The 16,569-nt window shown below is 66.2% G+C and carries 13 protein-coding genes; 5 read left to right on the top strand and 8 right to left on the bottom strand.

Going from position 1 to position 16,569, the window contains the following annotated elements; genetic code table 11:
• Window positions 1–25 precede the first annotated feature (25 nt).
• Window positions 26–1,285, bottom strand: coding sequence for a PA0069 family radical SAM protein (locus ASD75_RS16315; protein ID WP_056747198.1), 1,260 nt, complete (start codon window positions 1,283–1,285; stop codon window positions 26–28).
• Window positions 1,286–1,496: 211 nt separating this feature from the next.
• Between ASD75_RS16315 and ASD75_RS16310 the strand changes: the two genes are divergently transcribed.
• Both ASD75_RS16310 and ASD75_RS16305 read left to right on the top strand, forming a co-directional pair.
• Window positions 1,497–2,699 (top strand): ammonium transporter, encoded by a 1,203-nt coding sequence (locus tag ASD75_RS16310; RefSeq protein WP_056064922.1) that lies wholly within the window; start codon window positions 1,497–1,499, stop codon window positions 2,697–2,699.
• A gap of 148 nt (window positions 2,700–2,847) precedes the next feature.
• Window positions 2,848–4,785, top strand: coding sequence for a phospholipase D family protein (locus ASD75_RS16305; protein ID WP_056747006.1), 1,938 nt, complete (start codon window positions 2,848–2,850; stop codon window positions 4,783–4,785).
• Between the two features lie 20 nt (window positions 4,786–4,805).
• Here ASD75_RS16305 and ASD75_RS16300 read toward each other — a convergent pair whose 3' ends face one another.
• Complete coding sequence (locus ASD75_RS16300) at window positions 4,806–5,783, bottom strand: tRNA-dihydrouridine synthase (RefSeq protein WP_056747005.1); 978 nt, start codon at window positions 5,781–5,783, stop codon at window positions 4,806–4,808.
• A gap of 270 nt (window positions 5,784–6,053) precedes the next feature.
• Here ASD75_RS16300 and ASD75_RS16295 point away from each other — a divergent pair, with 270 nt between their 5' ends.
• Entirely contained in the window at window positions 6,054–6,587 is a 534-nt protein-coding gene (locus ASD75_RS16295) for a hypothetical protein (RefSeq protein ID WP_056747004.1), read from the top strand.
• A 16-nt stretch (window positions 6,588–6,603) separates the two neighbouring features.
• Here the strand turns inward: ASD75_RS16295 and ASD75_RS16290 are convergent, their stop codons facing one another.
• The 3 genes from ASD75_RS16290 to ASD75_RS16280 all read right to left on the bottom strand — a co-directional run bounded on the left by ASD75_RS16290 (window position 6,604) and on the right by ASD75_RS16280 (window position 9,239).
• Window positions 6,604–7,770: a class I SAM-dependent methyltransferase gene (locus tag ASD75_RS16290; RefSeq protein ID WP_056747003.1), complete on the bottom strand. Its 1,167-nt coding sequence runs from the start codon at window positions 7,768–7,770 to the stop codon at window positions 6,604–6,606.
• 174 nt (window positions 7,771–7,944) lie between these two features.
• Entirely contained in the window at window positions 7,945–8,466 is a 522-nt protein-coding gene (locus tag ASD75_RS16285; protein ID WP_056065189.1) for a GNAT family N-acetyltransferase, read from the bottom strand.
• A gap of 167 nt (window positions 8,467–8,633) precedes the next feature.
• Window positions 8,634–9,239: a hypothetical protein gene (locus tag ASD75_RS16280; RefSeq protein WP_056064932.1), complete on the bottom strand. Its 606-nt coding sequence runs from the start codon at window positions 9,237–9,239 to the stop codon at window positions 8,634–8,636.
• A gap of 163 nt (window positions 9,240–9,402) precedes the next feature.
• Here ASD75_RS16280 and ASD75_RS16275 point away from each other — a divergent pair, with 163 nt between their 5' ends.
• Complete coding sequence (locus ASD75_RS16275) at window positions 9,403–10,038, top strand: response regulator transcription factor (RefSeq protein WP_056064934.1); 636 nt, start codon at window positions 9,403–9,405, stop codon at window positions 10,036–10,038.
• Entirely contained in the window at window positions 10,025–11,923 is a 1,899-nt protein-coding gene (locus ASD75_RS16270) for a hybrid sensor histidine kinase/response regulator (protein WP_056747002.1), read from the top strand. The genes ASD75_RS16275 and ASD75_RS16270 overlap by 14 nt, the downstream gene beginning before the upstream one ends.
• Here the strand turns inward: ASD75_RS16270 and ASD75_RS16265 are convergent.
• The 3 genes from ASD75_RS16265 to clpB form a co-directional block, all read right to left on the bottom strand.
• On the bottom strand, window positions 11,895–13,334 hold the full coding sequence (locus ASD75_RS16265; RefSeq protein ID WP_056747001.1) for a coniferyl aldehyde dehydrogenase: 1,440 nt from the start codon (window positions 13,332–13,334) through the stop codon (window positions 11,895–11,897). The genes ASD75_RS16270 and ASD75_RS16265 overlap by 29 nt on opposite strands.
• A gap of 146 nt (window positions 13,335–13,480) precedes the next feature.
• Window positions 13,481–13,834 (bottom strand): hypothetical protein, encoded by a 354-nt coding sequence (locus ASD75_RS16260; RefSeq protein WP_056747000.1) that lies wholly within the window; start codon window positions 13,832–13,834, stop codon window positions 13,481–13,483.
• A 75-nt stretch (window positions 13,835–13,909) separates the two neighbouring features.
• A complete protein-coding gene (clpB, locus tag ASD75_RS16255) occupies window positions 13,910–16,516 on the bottom strand; it encodes an ATP-dependent chaperone ClpB (RefSeq protein ID WP_056746999.1) in 2,607 nt (868 codons plus the stop codon).
• Window positions 16,517–16,569: the final 53 nt, after the last annotated feature.

Here is a 16,569-nt window from a genome sequence, read left to right as displayed (position 1 = left end):
AAGTGCACGGAGGCGGGCACGGGATCTAGAAGAGGCTCCCCTGCCCTTTCAGCAGTCCCGGCCTGAACTGGCCCAGGTCCAGACCCTCGCGCTCGCGGTTGAGCCCCAGGCGGCGGCAGGTGTTGGCAAATCGCTGGCGCAGCAGGTCGGCCCAGAGCCCGCTGCCCTTCATGCGGGTAGCAAAGTCGCTGTCATAGGTCTTGCCAGCCGCGCGCTGGGCCCCGGTCAGGGGGTGCAGGTCTTGCACCCGGGCCATGACGCGCGCTGCGCGCTGCGGGTAGTGCACGGCGAGCCACTCTCGAAACAACGCATCCAGCTCCCACGGTAGCCGCAGCACCGTGTAGAACGCGGTGCGCGCACCGGCGTCGCGTGCGGCCTCCAGTACCTGCTCCATGTCTTCGGTGATGAACGGGATCTGGGGCGCCACGCTCACGCCCACGGGCACACCCGCCTCGGCCAATGCACGGATGGTGCGCAGCCGCCGGTGGGGCGCGGCGGCGCGGGGTTCCATGCGGCGAGCCAGCGCAGCGTCGAGTGTGGTGATGGTGATGTACACCGCCGCCAAGCGCTGCGCTGCCAGCGGGGCGAGCAGGTCCAGGTCGCGCTCCACGCCGCTGGATTTGGTGATCAGCGAAAACGGGTGGCGCGCCTCGCGCATCACTTCGATCACGCTGCGCGTGAGCTTCAGGTCGCGCTCCACGGGCTGGTAGCAGTCGGTGGCGGAGCCGATGTTGAGCAAACGCGGCACGTATCGCGGCTGTGCAAGCTCTTGACGCAACACCTGCGCCACGTTGTGCTTGGCCACGATCTGCGTCTCAAAGTCGAGCCCGGGCGAAAAATTGAGGTAGCTGTGCGTGGGCCGTGCGTAGCAGTAGATGCAGCCGTGCTCGCAGCCCCGGTAGGGGTTGACCGAGAGTTCAAAAAAGATGTCGGGCGAGTCGTTGGCACACAGGGCGCTGCGTGCCGTCTCGAAATGCACGCGGGTGGCGGGTGAGGGGCTGGCGCAGGCGCCCTCGTCGCCCCCGCCCCATGCATCACCCTCTTCGGCCCCCCCGCCGTTCGGGCTGCCATCCTGAGCCGTACCCGTGCCACCCTGCTCCACGCCCTCGACCCTGTCAAGGGCGCGCGGATGGTTCCACCCATCATCCGCACGTTCGCGCTGGTCTTTGGCAAAGCGGTGGGCCATGGCCGTGGCGGCACCGCGCCCGCGGATGGCCTGCAGCGGAATCCGGATGTCCTGCGGCTGTGCAGGCAGGTCGTCGTCGGGAGGGTCAAGTGAGCTCATGGCGATCGAGTGGTGGAGCAGCATGCACGATAAAACTGTTTATTTATACAGTATTTATCCACCACCTACAAACCTACCCCTCCGGCAAAGCCCCAATTCGGTGCAAAGCCTTGCACCAACTCCTGGCGCACTTCTTGCTTCAACTTGGTGCAAATCTGTGGCGTCGGATGAAAACGCACCAGAGTCGATCAATCACTATCGCGAGGACGTTATGGAAGCACTCAAACAGGGCACAGATGCCTTGTTCATCTTGCTCGGGGCGATCATGGTATTGGCCATGCACGCCGGGTTTGCTTTTCTGGAGCTGGGCACAGTCCGCAAAAAGAACCAGGTGAATGCGCTGGTCAAGATCCTGGTGGACTTTTCGGTGTCGACGGTGGTCTATTTTGTGGTCGGCTACACAGTGGCCTACGGCACGCATTTCTTCATCGGCGCCGAATCGCTGGTGCAGCAAAGCGGCTATGCGCTGGTCAAGTTCTTCTTCTTGCTCACGTTTGCGGCAGCCATTCCAGCCATTGTGTCGGGCGGCATCGCGGAGCGCGCCAAGTTTTGGCCGCAACTGCTGGCAACAGCAGTCATCGTCGGCTTTGTGTACCCGTTTTTTGAGGGTATTGCCTGGAACCAGCATTTTGGTGTGCAGGGCTGGATCAAGGCGCTGACGGGCGAAGAGTTCCACGACTTTGCGGGCTCGGTGGTGGTGCACGCCATGGGCGGCTGGATTGCGTTGCCGGCGGTGATCCTGCTGGGCTCTCGCGCCAACCGCTACCGCAAGGACGGTGCGATATCGGCCCACCCGCCGTCCAACATCCCGTTCCTGGCGCTGGGCGCCTGGGTGCTGGTGGTGGGCTGGTTCGGCTTCAATGTGATGAGCGCGCAGACCGTGGACAAGCTTTCGGGCCTCGTCGCCGTGAACTCGCTGATGGCCATGGTGGGCGGCACGCTGGCCGCCCTGGTGCTGGGTAAGAACGACCCCGGCTTTGTGCACAACGGCCCGCTGGCGGGTCTGGTGGCCGTGTGTGCGGGCTCGGACCTCATGCACCCGCTGGGTGCGCTGGTGGTGGGCGCGGTGGCCGGGGCCATTTTTGTGCTGATGTTCACCCTGACGCAAAACAAATGGAAGATCGACGACGTGCTGGGCGTATGGCCGCTGCACGGGCTGTGCGGCACCTGGGGCGGACTGGCTGCGGGTATCTTTGGCAGCAAGGCGTTGGGCGGGCTGGGCGGGGTCAGCCTGTCGGCCCAGCTCATCGGTACCGGCCTGGGCGTGCTCTGGGCCCTGGTTGGCGGCGTGGTGGTGTACGGCATCCTCAAGCAGACGGTGGGCATCCGCCTGACACAGGAAGAAGAGTTTGATGGCGCCGACCTGAGCATCCACAAGATCAGCGCCACGCCCGACCGCGAAGTGAGCTGGTAGCCAGCCCAACCGGCGGCGGCCCGGGCCCGGCACCACGCCTGGTGCAGGGCCCAGCCGTCGCCTTGGCGCCCCGTCTGACATCGCCTGGGCCGGCGCACGGCTATACCTGAGCCCTGCGCCCCAGCGGCTCCACGGTCACAATCGCGCCATGTTGTCTTTGCCCTCCTTGTCCTTGACCCTGCCCCTGCGGGCCCGCCCCGGCTGGCTGGGCATGGCGCTGGTGGTGGTTGCCGTGGCCCTCGCCGGTTGCGCGGGTCTGCCCAAGGATGTGGACCGCCCGGTGTCGGCAGCCTGGGCGGCCCCTGGCGATACCCCCCTGGGCCAGCTGGTAGCAGCACGCAGGGTCGCCGAAGGGGCGCGGCACGCTTCGGGGTTTGCGCTGCTCAGCGGCCCGCAAGCCGCCTATAGCAGCCGCCTGGCTCTGGTGGACGCCGCACAGAAAACCCTGGACCTGCAGTACTACGCGATCCACGCAGACGCCAGCAGCGAACGCCTGCTGCTCAGCGTGATGGCAGCAGCCCAGCGCGGCGTGCGAGTGCGCGTGCTGCTGGACGACTTCCACAGCACCGGGCGTGATGCGCAGGTGATGCGGCTGGCGTTTGTGCCCAACATCGAGATGCGCATGTTCAACCCCCTCACGGGCGCAAGGGGGTCTCCCATTGGTCGCATGCTGGGCCTGCTGGGCGACTTCTCGCGCGTGCAGCAGCGCATGCACAACAAGCTGTTCATTGCCGACAACGCCATGGCTGTGACCGGGGGCCGCAACCTGGGTGACGCCTATTTCGGCAATGCCGACTCGGGTAACTTTGTGGACCTGGACGTGCTGGCTGCAGGCCCCATCGTGCGGGACCTGTCGCGCAGCTTTGACAGCTACTGGAACAACGAGCGCGCCTACCCGGTGCAGTCGCTCATCACACAGGGCGAGCTTGACCACCTGCGCGACAGCATCCGTGTGGCCGACGAAGGGCGCAGACGCCGTGTCGCAGGCCAGGGTGGCACCACCGCCCCAGACCGCCTGCCGCCCGACATGGGGCCAGGCACCACCGCTGCGCAGCGGGCACGCATCTGGAACTACGAGCCCATGGACCTGGAGCGCACGCCCTTCGTCTGGGCTGCGGCGGCCGTGCTGGTGGACCAGCCTGCCAAGATCCCGGCCGACAGCGCAGGGATGGGCAATGGGGCTGCTCTGGCCTTGGCAGCACCGCCGCCGGGCCCAGGCGCCAGCGCCGCCGCAGGGGCGACCCACAGCCCCAAGGCCGCTGCTGCCGCCTTGGTCTCGGGCTCCCGCACGATACCGGCGGCCGACAGCGCGGCAGCCCCCCCACCCCGCGTGCTGCCGACGGCCGATAGCGCCACCGCATCTTCCAACGGCGCGCCACCCGACAGCCCCCGCGCAAGCCCCGAAGCCACCGAGGCCCAAACCGACACCGTGGTGGACGGGCTGTTGCAGCTCATGGGCCAAGCGCGGCGCGACCTGCTCATCATCTCGCCCTACTTTGTGCCGGGGCCGGACATGGAGGCCGCCTTTGCGGCGGCGAGGGCGCGCGGCGTGCGGGTGCGGGTGCTGACCAATTCGCTGGCCTCCAACGACGCGCCCATTGCGCATGCCGGCTATGCCCGCCACCGGCCGCAGCTGCTTGCCATGGGGGTGGAGCTGTACGAGATGCACAGCGAACTGCCAGGGGTGCTGCGGGGAGCGCTGGGCGTATCGGGCAGCATGGGCGGCGGCGCGGGTGCCGTGGGTTCGCAAGGCAGCTCGCGCGCCATGCTGCACTCCAAGCTGATGATCGTGGACGGCCGACTGCTGGCAGTGGGGTCGATGAACCTGGACATGCGCTCGCAGCGGCAGAACACCGAGGTGGCGCTGCTGATCCGCAGCACGGAGCTGTCTCGCCGCGCCCTCACTCAGATCGACACGGCGCTGAAAGAATCCGCGTGGCAGGTGCAGGCCACCGACCAGGGCCTGCGCTGGCGCGCCCCCGAGGGCAGCGGGCTGCCAGACGCCACGACCGAGCCCGACGCCAGTGCCCCGCTGCGGCTGATGCTGCAGCTGCTGGGCCCCCTGGCGCCCGACCACCTGCTGTAGCAGCGGCCTGAGACCCTGTCCTAAGCGCCGCGGGCGCTCTGGGCTTGCGCCTGCAAGTCCGCCACCCACACGGTGATCGCCCGCTGGTCCGTCATGGTGCGCACATGCTGGTACGCCACCTCGGCCTCGGCAAACCGGCGGCGCAACAGGTTAAGCCATTGCTTGAGGCGCCCCGCGCGCTGGCGCGGCTCCAGGTCGTCGCACACCAGCTGCCAGAAGGCGGCCAGGTGTGGCACCAGATCGGCCCACACCACGGTGTCCGTGTCCGGACGTCCTGCATCGGCAGCGCGAATGGCGCGTGCCAGGCCGGGGTCCGCCACGATGCCGCGCCCCAGCATTAGCGCGTCGCAGCCCGACACTTCACGGCAGCGCTGCGCGTCGGCCACCGTCCAGATCTCGCCATTGGCCACCACCGGGATGGAGACCGCCGCGCGGATGGTGGGGATGTGCTCCCAGTAGGCCGGTGGGCGGTAGCCGTCGGCCTTGGTGCGCGCGTGCACCACCAGCTCGGCAGCGCCCCCTGCCTGCATGGCCTGGGCGCATTCGCGCATCAGGTGGGTGTCGTTGAACCCCAGGCGCATCTTGGCCGACACCGGCAGGTGCGCCGGCACGGCGCGGCGTACCGCAGCCACTACGGCCGCAATGCGCTCAGGCTCCTGCAGCAGTGCCGCGCCACCGCCGTGGCGGTTGACCACCTTGGCGGGGCAGCCGAAGTTCAGGTCGATCCCCTCGGGGCCCAGCGCCGCCAGGCGCGCCGCGTTCTCGGCCATGCTGACCGGGTCGGAGCCCAGCAACTGGGCCCGCACGGGCACCCCGGCCAAGGTACGGCTGCCGTTGCGCAGCTCGGGCACGTAGCGCAGGAACACCTTGTCGGGCAGCAGGGTGCCGGTGATGCGGATGAACTCCGACACGCAGCGGTCCACGCCGCCCACGCGGGTCAGCACGTCGCGCAGCACAAAATCCAGAAGCCCCTCCATCGGGGCGAGCAGCAAGGTCATCTCAGGGGGACTGCTGGCTCGATGAGCCCTCTCCGAAAAAAGGGCCTCCACAGGCACTCAGCAGCAAAAATCAAACAAAAACAGCACCAAGCGCTAGTGCAATATGCCCAAGCAGCTATCAAATAAGGAGCAATTGCGCAGGCATGCGGAGCTTGAGGCAGCGCCAGCCAGCCCACGATTGTGATGCAGGACATCCCAAGGGGTCATCACGGCGTCACGCCCGGCTGGTGGAATCCTCGCTCCAGAGACCGACCGCCACGGAGACACCCCATGCTGCTGCAAAAAACCGACAAAGCCCGCCTGGAACTCTCGCCTGGTGTGCGCACCCTGAGCCTGCGCGAACGCTCCCTGCTTCTGCTGGCCGACGGCAAACCGCTGTCAGACCTGCAAGCCATGTACAACGGCATTGGCGCGCAGATTGTCGAGAACCTGATGCGCCAGGGCTACCTGACCGGTCCGGCAGACCTGCCACCCACGCCGGAGCCCACCGCCCCCTCCATCGAGCGCCCGACACCGGGTGAGTCCCTGCGGTCGCTGGCCGGTGCGCGCATGTACCTGTTTGACACCTGCGAGCGCCTGTTTGCGCGCCGCGACCCTGTGCTGGCACAGCATTTCCGCGAGGCGCTGCGCGCCGCCAAGGACCGCACCAGCATGCTGGACGTGGGCGAAGCCATGTTTGAAGAAGTGGCACTCGCTGCAGGCGCCGAGCGTGCCGCCAGCCTGCGCGAGCGGCTGGAACAGTTGCTGCCAGCCAGCCCGGTGGCTGAAAACTTTGCCACTACGCAGCCCGCGCTGCTGGATTAAGCCGGTCTGTGCGGGTTCAGGCCGCAGCAAGCCGCCACAGAGACGTGACCTCGGCCGCACGCGCAGCGTGCAGCGCATCCTGCGCGTCGGCAGCCTTGGCATGCACCGGCTTGACGTCGTGGCGGCCACGCACCACCAGGCCCGCCTCGGCAATCCAGGCCAGCAGATGTTCGCGCGGGCGCAGGCCCAGGTGCTCGGCCAGGTCCGACAGGATCAGCCAGCCCTCGCCGCCGGGCTCCAGGTGTGCCGACAAACCCGCCAGAAAGCCCTTGAGCATGCGGCTGCCTTCGTCGTACACGGCGTGTTCGATGGGCGAGTTGGCGCGCGCCGGCACCCAAGGGGGATTGCACACCACCAGCGGCGCCCGGCCCGGTGGAAACAGGTCCGCTTGCTGCAACTCGACACGGTCGAGCAGCTGCAGGCGCTGCAGGTTCTCGCGCGCACAGGCCAGTGCCCGGGGATCCTGGTCGGTGGCCACCACGCGCTGCACGCCACGGCGCGCCAGCACAGCCGACAACACCCCCGTGCCCACGCCAATATCAAACGCCAGGGCCTTGCTGGGCAAAGGTGCTGCTGCCACCAACCCCACGTATTCGCCACGCACCGGCGAGAACACACCATAGTGCGGGTGAATGCGGTTGAGCGGCGGGGCACCCAGCGCAGGGATTTCGACCCCTTTCTTGCGCCATTCATGCGCGCCCACCAGTCCCAGCAGCTCGCGCAGCGTGGCCACCGAGCGCTCGCCGGTCGCAGGCCCCCAGGCCTCTGTGCAGGCCTGGCGCCAGTCGGGCGCGCGACGCAGCGCAATGCTGTAGTCCCCCTCCAGCGGAATCAGCACCGACGCCAGCACCCGCGCGCGCTGCGCTTGTGCCTGGCGGTGCAGGTGAAACGCTTCGGCCGCCGTGGCCGCCGCCAGTTTCTGGGACGCCTTTGCAGCCGCCTTGCGGGGCTTCTTGTCGGCCCGGCGCATCAGCGCTTGCAGCAGGTGCCGCGCGTTCTGGAAATCACCCTGCCACAGCAACCCCGTCCCCTCACAGGCCATGCGGTAAGCCGTGTCGGCGGCCAGCGTGTCGTCAGCCCCCTCTACCCGGCGCGGCGTTGAGGCGCCACTCTCGGAGCGCCACAGGGCTTGCTGAGGCTGACCCTGGTGGGTCCAGTGGATGGTGGAAGGATTTGTTGGCATCAGAGTCTGACAGTGCCGCGCACAGTCCGTAGTATGGGAAACAGGCGCGCGGCAGGCCGGGGATGCCGAGCAAGGGCCGCCCTGCAGCGAAGGCATCGTCCCCCTGTCCGCGCAGCGCAGCGAAGCCAGAGCGGAGGGAACGAGCGCAGCGACGCAGGGGGGTGTCGTCGCACTTTAAGCGTTGATCGGGCGCTTCAGGCGCACTTCTTCGATCTTCACGCCGCCGATCACGGCGGTCTTGGCAGTGGACAGCTCGCGCTTGAAGCCGGCCAGCTCATGAAAGCGCAGCGCGCGCTCATTGCGCAGCGGCACCCAGGCGGTGACGTTGGTGCAGCCTTCTTCTTGCAGGCCGTCACGGGCGGCGTCCCACAGGGCCAGGCCTACGCCCTGGTTCCAATGGGTGGGGGCCGCGTAGATGGCCCAGATTTCACCAGTGGTGGGGCGGGACTTTTCATCGCGCGAGCGGTCGTAGCCGACAAAACCGACGATCTTCTCGCCATCGACCGCCACCTGGACCTGGGGCTCGCAATATTCAATGGCCTCGCGCCAGTAGGCCTGGCGCTTTTCGACCGACATGGATTTCAACTGCTCGTCTGGCACCAGTCCTTTGTAAGCCTCTTGGGCAGAGACAGTGTGGATCTGGGCGATGGCTTTGGCATCGCGAAGCGTAGCGGGACGAACCTGGATACTTGACATGAAAAAACCGAACGAAAACGGGGAATGAAAAAACAAAAGGACCGGCATTGTCGCCGCAAACGGTTTTTCCACCCTGACAGGCGGGTAGCGCAGCCCTGTCGGTCACGCCTCCCTGCCTCGCTTTTTGCCCCCCACGCCCCGCATTCGCAGGGGCCCGCAGCCGACCCTCAGGCCATGACCATGGCGCCCGACAAGGCGCTGCCCGCAGCCGCAGTGGCCGCTGCTGCTGCGCGCTGCACCATCGCGCGCTTGTTGCGGGGGCGGGGCACATGCACTGCCGGTGGGGCGCCGTTGATGGCCGCGAGGCTGAGCACCAGGGTGACGGTGCGCGAACCGCCATCGCGGTCTTCGCTGGCATACGCACGGTAGCTGCCGTTGCCCTGGCCATGGCTGCGCTGCACCGTATGGAACGCCACCCGCGCCCCCGTCACCCGGTGGCCGCCAAAGGGCAGCACCCGCAGGCGCGCGTCGCGGTCCAGCGCCAGGCCAAGGTTGCCCGGCCGGTTGATCAGGTCGGTGCGGATGCCACGCCAGGTCTGCCCAGCGTCGGCAGAGAACTGCCAGGTGCCAGCCTGGGCGTCCAGGTGCTCGATCACCACGCCGGCTGCCGCCAGCATGTCGGGGCAGTGCTCCTGCACGATGAGCGCCACGCTGTTGCCCCCCAGGCCGGTGCCCGCATGGGCTGCGCCGGGGCTGGCCGCGGGTCGTCGTTCGCTGTGGTGCAGGCCTGCTTCGGAGGTGCTGGCGCCATGGGTGTGTGCATTGATCGTCATGGGAACCCTTTGAAAACGGAGTGTGGTTACGAAGGTTTGCGCATTGGTGCGCACCCAAAGTGCTTTTCAATGCTTGACGGAAAGTCTAGAAAGTGCACATCCGTGCGTCCATCGCACAAATGGACTAGCCCGCAACACCCGGTTGTGCGCAATACTTGCCTGTATGACTGCCTGTCTTTTGCTTGTGGATGACCACACCCTGTTCCGCACGGGGCTACGCCTGATCGTGCAGGACCACCCCAGCGTGGGCAGCATTGCCGAGGCCGGATCGATCGCCGATGCCTGCGCACTGCAGCAGGCGGAGATCGACCTGGTCCTGCTGGACATCCAGTTGCCCGGCATGAGCGGGCTGGACGGCCTGCGGCTGCTGCGACAGGCATGCCCCCGGGCGCGCATCGTTCTGGTGTCGGCCAGCGTGGCACCCGATGCCATCCACGAAGCGCGCGCGCGCGGGGCCGATGGCTTTTTGCCCAAGTCCGCCAGCGCCGAGGACATCCTGGAGGCCATCAGTTGCGCGCTGTCAGGCCAGCCGTGTTTTCCGATCAACAGCGGCAACAGCGCCACGGTGCGGGGGCCCGACACGCCATCCCTCACGGCACGGCAGCTGGATGTGCTGTCGCTGCTGTGCACAGGCAGGCCCAACAAGGTGATCGCCCGCGACCTGGGGCTGAGCGAGAACACGGTGCGTGTGCATGTGGCGGCCATCTTTGCGCAGCTGGGCGTCAACAGCCGCAGCGCTGCGCTGCTGGCGGCCCAGCGCCTGGGCCTGTCCACCCCGCAGCTTCATGACCCCCTCTGAAACCAGCCCGCTGCCCCTCGAGCCGGTGATTCCACCCACGCGCTGGGGCTGGCCGGTGTGGGAGCGCGACGAGGTCCTGCGCGAACAGGTGGCCCTGCTGCGACAGAACTTTCCGATGACGCTGCTGGCATCGCTGGCCACGGCCCTGGGCACGCTCTGGGTCATGGCCCGCGTGGCAGACACGCAGGCCATTACGGTATGGCTGGTCTCGCACACGCTGGTGGTGGCCGGGGTGTACCTCGCGCTGCGCAGCATTGCACCGTTTGTGGATCCTGCGCCGCAGGCCGCACGCAAGCTCATCGCCTGCATGGCGGCCATGGGCCTGAGCTGGGGCAGCCTGGGCTATGTGGTGCTGTACTGGGGCAACTCCGACAGCGTCATCTACGCCATCGGCATCATCAGCACCGTCTCGTCGGGAGCGCTCGGGCTCGGCGCGCCGCTGTACCGGGCCTACGTCACCTACCTCACCAGCGCCATCGGCGGCGTGATGCTGTCAGTGGCGTTGGCGGGTGGGCCCGTGATGTGGCCTGCGCTGTTCCTGACCGGGGTGTATTACGCGCTGACCTGCCTGCAGGCACTCACGGCCGACCGTGCCACAAGGCGCAGCATTGCGCTCAAGCTGGAAAACGAACGCCTGGTCAGCCAGCTGCGGGCCGAGTCGCAGCGGGCCCTGGCGGCGCAAGAGGCCGCCGAGCAGGCCGACCGGGACAAATCCCGCTTTCTCGCGGCTGCCAGCCATGACCTGCGCCAGCCCTTGCATGCCATGGGTCTGTTCCTGGAATCGCTGCACCGCAGCCCGCTCAATGACCACCAGCGCACCGTGCTGAAACATGCGCATGCCGCATCAGGCGCTGCGGCCGAGATGCTCTCCACCCTGCTCGACTACTCCCGGCTGGAGGCCGGCGTGGTCAAGGTGCGGCCAGCCGCGTTTGCGGTGCAACCCTTGCTCACCGCGCTGGAGCAGGAGTTTGGCGTGCAGGCCGACACGGCCGGCCTGGTGTACCGCACCCGCGAGACCTCTGCCGCCGCGTTTGCTGACCGCTCCCTGGTCGGCCTGGTGATGCACAACTTCATCTCCAACGCCCTGCGCTACACCGCCCAGGGCGGTGTACTGATTGCCTGCCGCACGCGTGGAAAACGGCTGGCGCTGGAGGTGTGGGACACCGGGGCGGGTATCCCCGAGCACCAGTGGGAACACATCTTCAAGGAGTTCCACCAGCTGGGCAACCCGGAGCGCGACCGCCGCAAAGGCCTGGGCCTGGGCCTGGCCATCGTGCAGCGCCTGGCGCGTGAAATGCGGACCTCCGTGGAGTTGCGCTCTCAGCCTGGCAAGGGGTCTGTCTTCAGGCTGTGGCTTGACCGCTGGCAGGGAGCGCTGGAGGACGATGCCACCGCACCCCAGGACGGCCGCAGCTTGGTAGGCCTGAAGGTGCTGGCCATCGACGATGACGAGGCCGTGCGCCTGGGCATGCAGTCATTGCTGCAAAGCTGGGGCTGCCAGTGCATGACGGCAGAATCCAGCGCAGCCGCCCTGGAAGTCCTGGAGGACGTGACGCCCGACATCATCATCACCGACTTCCGTCTGCGCCATGAAGAAACCGGCAAACAGGTACTGCATGCGCTGCGAGCCTACCTGGGAACCAACGTGCCCGCGATCATCATGACGGGTGACACCTCGCCCCAGCGCCTGCGCGACGCGCAGTCCACCTCCGCGTTGCTGCTGCACAAGCCGGTGTCCACCGGCCAGCTACGCGATGCGATGGTGCAGCTCATCACCCAGCCGCCGCTGCCTGCTGCCATGGTGGACGACGAACCGGAAGGCGGTCAGACAGCACCCGGGCAATTCACACAAAGCACTACAACCAACGGCGCAGCAGCCCCATGACCTGGTCGAACTTGGCCCCATAGGGCGGATAGAACAGCGAGCCCATGGCCCAGCGCGACTGCACCAGCACCGACTTCTGGTGGCAGAAGCGCAGAAACCCCTGCTCGCCGTGGTAAGCGCCCCAGCCACTGTCGCCCACGCCGCCAAACGGCAGGTTGTCGTGCGCAATGTGCATCAGCGTGTCGTTCACCGTCACCCCGCCGCTGACGGTGCGGCGCAACACGTCGTCGCGCACGGCCTCGCTCTGGCCAAACCAATAAAGCGCCAACGGGCGGGGCCCGCTGTTGATGTGGGCAATGGCATCGTCCAGCCGCTCGTACGAGATCACGGGCAGGATGGGACCAAAAATTTCCTCCTGCATGAGCTGCATTTGCGACGTGGCACCAAACACCAGCGTGGGCAGCATCTGGCGGCTTGCACCGTCGCCCAGCGTTCCCACGGTGGGCACCATAGGTTTGCCGTCGGTAGGGTCGATCGTGTGTACCTCTGCCCCTTGTGTTTGCGCCTGCTGCAGCATCGTGCGCAAGCGGGCATGGTGGCGGGGCGTGATGATGGAAGCGTAGTCGGCGTTGCCCTCGATGGTGGGGAACAGGCGCGCCACTGCGGCCCGGTAAGCCTGCGCAAATTCGCCCTCACGGCCGCGCGGCAGCAGCACGTAGTCGGGGGCAATACAGGTTTGCCCCGCATTGAGCAGTTTGCCGTGCGCAATCTTGACGGCCGCGTCCGCCATATCGCAATGGCCGTCGATGATGCAGGGCGACTTGCCGCCCAGCTCCAGCGTGGTCGGTGTCAGGTTCTGCGCTGCCGCCTGCGCCACCTTGCGGCCCACCGCCGTGGAGCCTGTGAACACCAGATGATCGAAAGGCAACGAGGCAAACAAGGCGGACAGGTTGGCGTCTCCCTGCACCACACAGAATTCGTCGGGGGCAAAGAACTGCGCCACCAGTAGCGCCAATTGGGCCGAGGTATGGGGCGTCAACTCGCTGGGCTTGAGCATGACGCGGTTGCCCGCAGCCAGCGCGGTGATGGCAGGTGCCAGGGCCAGTTGCACCGGGTAATTCCACGGTGCAATCACCCCCACCACCCCCATGGGCTGGCGCAGGATGAAGGCGTGGGCCGGCTGGAGGTGAATCGGCGTATGCACCTTTCGGGGCTTGACCCACTTTGCCAAGTGGCGCAGCGTGTGCGACAACAGGGTACGCAGCACCAAGAAGTCTGCCACCTCCGTGAGGCGGGGTGACCGCATGCCAAAGTCGGCCTGCACGGCCGCCGCGAGCACAGGCCCATTCTCATCGAGCAACTTGCGCAAGCGCAGCAAACGCTCTCGCCGCACGAGCAGCGGCACGTCCACGTGCGCACGGCTGGCCTGGAACTGAAGATCGAAATGTGCGCGGATATCGGCTGGTGTCATGGATGGATGATAGGAGACACCCCGATGGGCGCGTCACAAAAAGGCAGACGCCCTAGGGTTGATGCCCGTTGGCTTACGCTCGTGCCACGGGGCTCTCATGAGATGGGGTTGGTTGCAGCCAAAGTGCAGCGGCCGCCACTGCCACATCAACGGACTTCGCGTGCGTCTACGTCAGTGACCTGTGCCGCCCCCGGCAGGATGCCGCCACGGCGCGATGCGGCGGCGTCTTCACTGGCGGCTTCAGGCGCACTATTGCCTCGGCGGCCAGCAGACCACCGCTGCGTAGACCGAAAGACCGTAGTGAAGCCTGTGCGTGGGTCCACACGCATCACCCACGGTGTCACCGGTTGTCCTGTCAGGCGCGCCCAGCCTGCACGCAGCACCCACACCAGCGCAAGCAACATGGCCGCGACCAAAAGGCTGGCAAACAGGACCAACCCCATGGCAATGACGACCAGACGCAACAGAAAGCTCACGACACCCGCAACAAAATCATTCAAACGACACCTCTCCTTCACAACTTGGGATGCAGATTGCGGTGCTGAATCACACCGCAACCGCCTCCCGAGCCCACATTACTCTTGCGGGGCAACTCCGAACTGGAACACACCAGGCTCCAGGACAGGGTTGACGGTGACCGGAATCACACTCTTGGGCGGGAATCGCCCTTCCAGCAACAGCTTGGACAACGGGTTCTCTATGCGCTGCTGGATCGCCCGCTTGAGCGGCCGCGCACCAAACACGGGGTCGAACCCCACCTTGGCCAATTCTGCCAAGGCAGCGTCGGACACCTGCAACTCCAAATCCATCTTCGCCAACCGGGATTGCAACAGCTGCAACTGGATCTTGGCAATCGAGGCAATGTGCTGGGCATCCAGCGCATGGAACACCACGGTCTCATCGATGCGATTCAGGAACTCAGGCCGGAAGTGGTTCTTGAGTTCACCCCAGACGGCTTCCTTGATGTCTTCCGAATCCTGCCCCACCATGGCCTGGATCAGATGCGAGCCGATGTTGCTCGTCATCACGATCACCGTGTTCTTGAAGTCCACGGTGCGGCCCTGGCCGTCGGTCAGGCGGCCGTCGTCCAGCACCTGCAGCAACACGTTGAAGACGTCCGGGTGGGCCTTCTCCACCTCGTCTAGCAGCAGCACGCTGTAGGGCTTGCGGCGCACGGCCTCGGTCAGGTAGCCGCCCTCCTCGTAGCCCACGTAGCCGGGCGGCGCACCGATCAGACGGGCCACCGAGTGTTTCTCCATGAACTCGCTCATATCGACGCGGATCAGGTGGTCTTCGCTGTCAAACAGGAAGCCCGCGAGCGCCTTGCACAGCTCGGTCTTGCCCACGCCCGTGGGGCCGAGGAACAGGAACGATCCAGTGGGCCGATTGGGGTCACTCAGCCCCGAGCGCGAACGGCGAATCGCATTGGCCACTGCGGCAATCGCCTCTTGCTGGCCCACCACACGCTCGTGCAGCTTGGACTCCATCTGCAGGAGCTTGTCTTTTTCGCCCTGCATCATCTTGGCCACGGGAATGCCCGTAGCGCGACTCACCACTTCAGCGATTTCCTCGGCGCCCACCTGCGTGCGCAGCAGGCGGAGCGTGGCGGGCGCGCCGTCCTTGCCGGCCTCTTGCGCTTGGGCTTCCTTCAACTGCTTTTCCAGCTCAGGCAGCTTGCCGTATTGCAGCTCGGCCACCTTGTTGAAGTCGCCTTTGCGAGTGAATTCCTCGATCTGAAACTTGAGCTTGTCGATGGCCTCGCGCACATGAGCGCTACCTTGCGCCTGGGCCTTTTCAGACTGCCAGATCTCGTCGTAGTCGGCGATTTCCTTTTGCAGCTTGGTGATCTCTTCCTCGATGAGCGCAAAGCGCTTTTGTGAGGACTCGTCCTTCTCGCGGCGCACCGCTTCGCGCTCAATCTGCAGCTGAATCAGGCGGCGGTCGAGCTTATCCATCACCTCCGGCTTGGAGTCCATCTCGATCTTGATCTTGGACGCGGCCTCATCGATCAAGTCGATCGCCTTGTCCGGCAGGAAGCGATCCGTGATGTAGCGATTGCTCAGCTCGGCCGCAGCGACGATCGCCGGGTCGGTAATGTCCACGCCGTGGTGGACCTCGTATTTTTCCTGCAGGCCGCGGAGGATAGCAATGGTCGCCTCCACGGTGGGCTCGCCGACCAGGATCTTCTGGAAGCGCCGCTCCAGTGCCGCATCCTTTTCGATGTACTTGCGGTATTCGTCGAGTGTGGTGGCCCCCACGCAGTGCAGCTCGCCACGCGCCAGCGCGGGCTTGAGCATGTTTCCCGCGTCCATCGCGCCCTCGCCCTTGCCCGCGCCCACCATGGTATGCAGCTCGTCGATAAAGACGATGGTCTGACCTTCGTCCTTGGCCAGTTCGTTGAGCACGCTTTTCAGGCGCTCTTCAAACTCGCCCCGGAACTTGGCACCCGCAAGCAGCGCGGCCATGTCGAGGCTGAGCACGCGCTTGCCCTTGAGGCTCTCGGGTACTTCGCCCGCCACAATGCGCTGGGCCAGGCCTTCTACGATGGCGGTCTTGCCCACGCCGGGTTCGCCGATCAGCACGGGGTTGTTCTTGGTGCGGCGCTGCAGCACCTGGATGGCACGGCGGATTTCGTCGTCGCGGCCAATCACGGGGTCCAGCTTGCCAAGGCGAGCGCGCTCGGTGAGATCCAGGCAGTACTTGGCCAAAGCACCGCGCTGGCCTTCGGCCTCTGCGCTGTCCATCTTCTGACCGCCGCGCACGGCGTCGATGGCGGCCTCCAGGCTCTTGCGCGTGAGGCCGTTGTCCTTGGCGATCTTGGCGGCTTCGCCCTTGCTGTCGATCACGGCGAGCAGAAACAGCTCGCTGGCGATGAACTGGTCACCGCGCTTGATGGCCTCTTTCTCGGTGGCCTGGAGCACACGCCCCAGCTCAGGGCCGCCTTGTACCTGGTCGTTGCCTTGCACCTGGGGCAGGCGCTTAACCGCCGCCTCGGCCCCCGCCAGCAGGCCGGGCACATTGGCGCCCGCACGCTGCAGCAGCGCCTTCGGGCCATCGTCCTGTTGCAGCATGGCCTGCAGCACATGTACCGGCTCGATGTAGGCGTGGTCATTGCCTAGTGCAATGCTCTGTGCATCGCTCAGGGCTTCCTGGAATTTGGTGGTGAATTTGTCGAGACGCATGGTCTATGTCCTCCGAATTACACTGAACTTGAGGCGGCGAGTGACCGTTTTCA

Source organism: Acidovorax sp. Root568 (assembly GCF_001427445.1).
GTDB lineage: Bacteria > Pseudomonadota > Gammaproteobacteria > Burkholderiales > Burkholderiaceae_C > Acidovorax > Acidovorax delafieldii.
Note: the sequence above shows the minus strand (reverse complement) of the source record. Positions and strands in the feature narration are given on the sequence as shown.

Bases quoted from the DNA above. Each gene is read 5' to 3' on its own strand.
- clpB (WP_056746999.1), bottom strand. From the start codon at position 16,516: ATGCGTCTCGACAAATTCACCACCAAATTCCAGGAAGCCCTGAGCGAT.
- ASD75_RS16270 (WP_056747002.1), top strand. From the start codon at position 10,025: ATGACCCCCTCTGAAACCAGCCCGCTGCCCCTCGAGCCGGTGATTCCA.
- ASD75_RS16280 (WP_056064932.1), bottom strand. From the start codon at position 9,239: ATGACGATCAATGCACACACCCATGGCGCCAGCACCTCCGAAGCAGGC.
- ASD75_RS16305 (WP_056747006.1), top strand. From the start codon at position 2,848: ATGTTGTCTTTGCCCTCCTTGTCCTTGACCCTGCCCCTGCGGGCCCGC.
- ASD75_RS16295 (WP_056747004.1), top strand. From the start codon at position 6,054: ATGCTGCTGCAAAAAACCGACAAAGCCCGCCTGGAACTCTCGCCTGGT.
- ASD75_RS16315 (WP_056747198.1), bottom strand. From the start codon at position 1,285: ATGAGCTCACTTGACCCTCCCGACGACGACCTGCCTGCACAGCCGCAG.
- ASD75_RS16265 (WP_056747001.1), bottom strand. From the start codon at position 13,334: ATGACACCAGCCGATATCCGCGCACATTTCGATCTTCAGTTCCAGGCC.
- ASD75_RS16275 (WP_056064934.1), top strand. From the start codon at position 9,403: ATGACTGCCTGTCTTTTGCTTGTGGATGACCACACCCTGTTCCGCACG.
- ASD75_RS16285 (WP_056065189.1), bottom strand. From the start codon at position 8,466: ATGTCAAGTATCCAGGTTCGTCCCGCTACGCTTCGCGATGCCAAAGCC.
- ASD75_RS16290 (WP_056747003.1), bottom strand. From the start codon at position 7,770: ATGCCAACAAATCCTTCCACCATCCACTGGACCCACCAGGGTCAGCCT.
- ASD75_RS16300 (WP_056747005.1), bottom strand. From the start codon at position 5,783: ATGACCTTGCTGCTCGCCCCGATGGAGGGGCTTCTGGATTTTGTGCTG.
- ASD75_RS16310 (WP_056064922.1), top strand. From the start codon at position 1,497: ATGGAAGCACTCAAACAGGGCACAGATGCCTTGTTCATCTTGCTCGGG.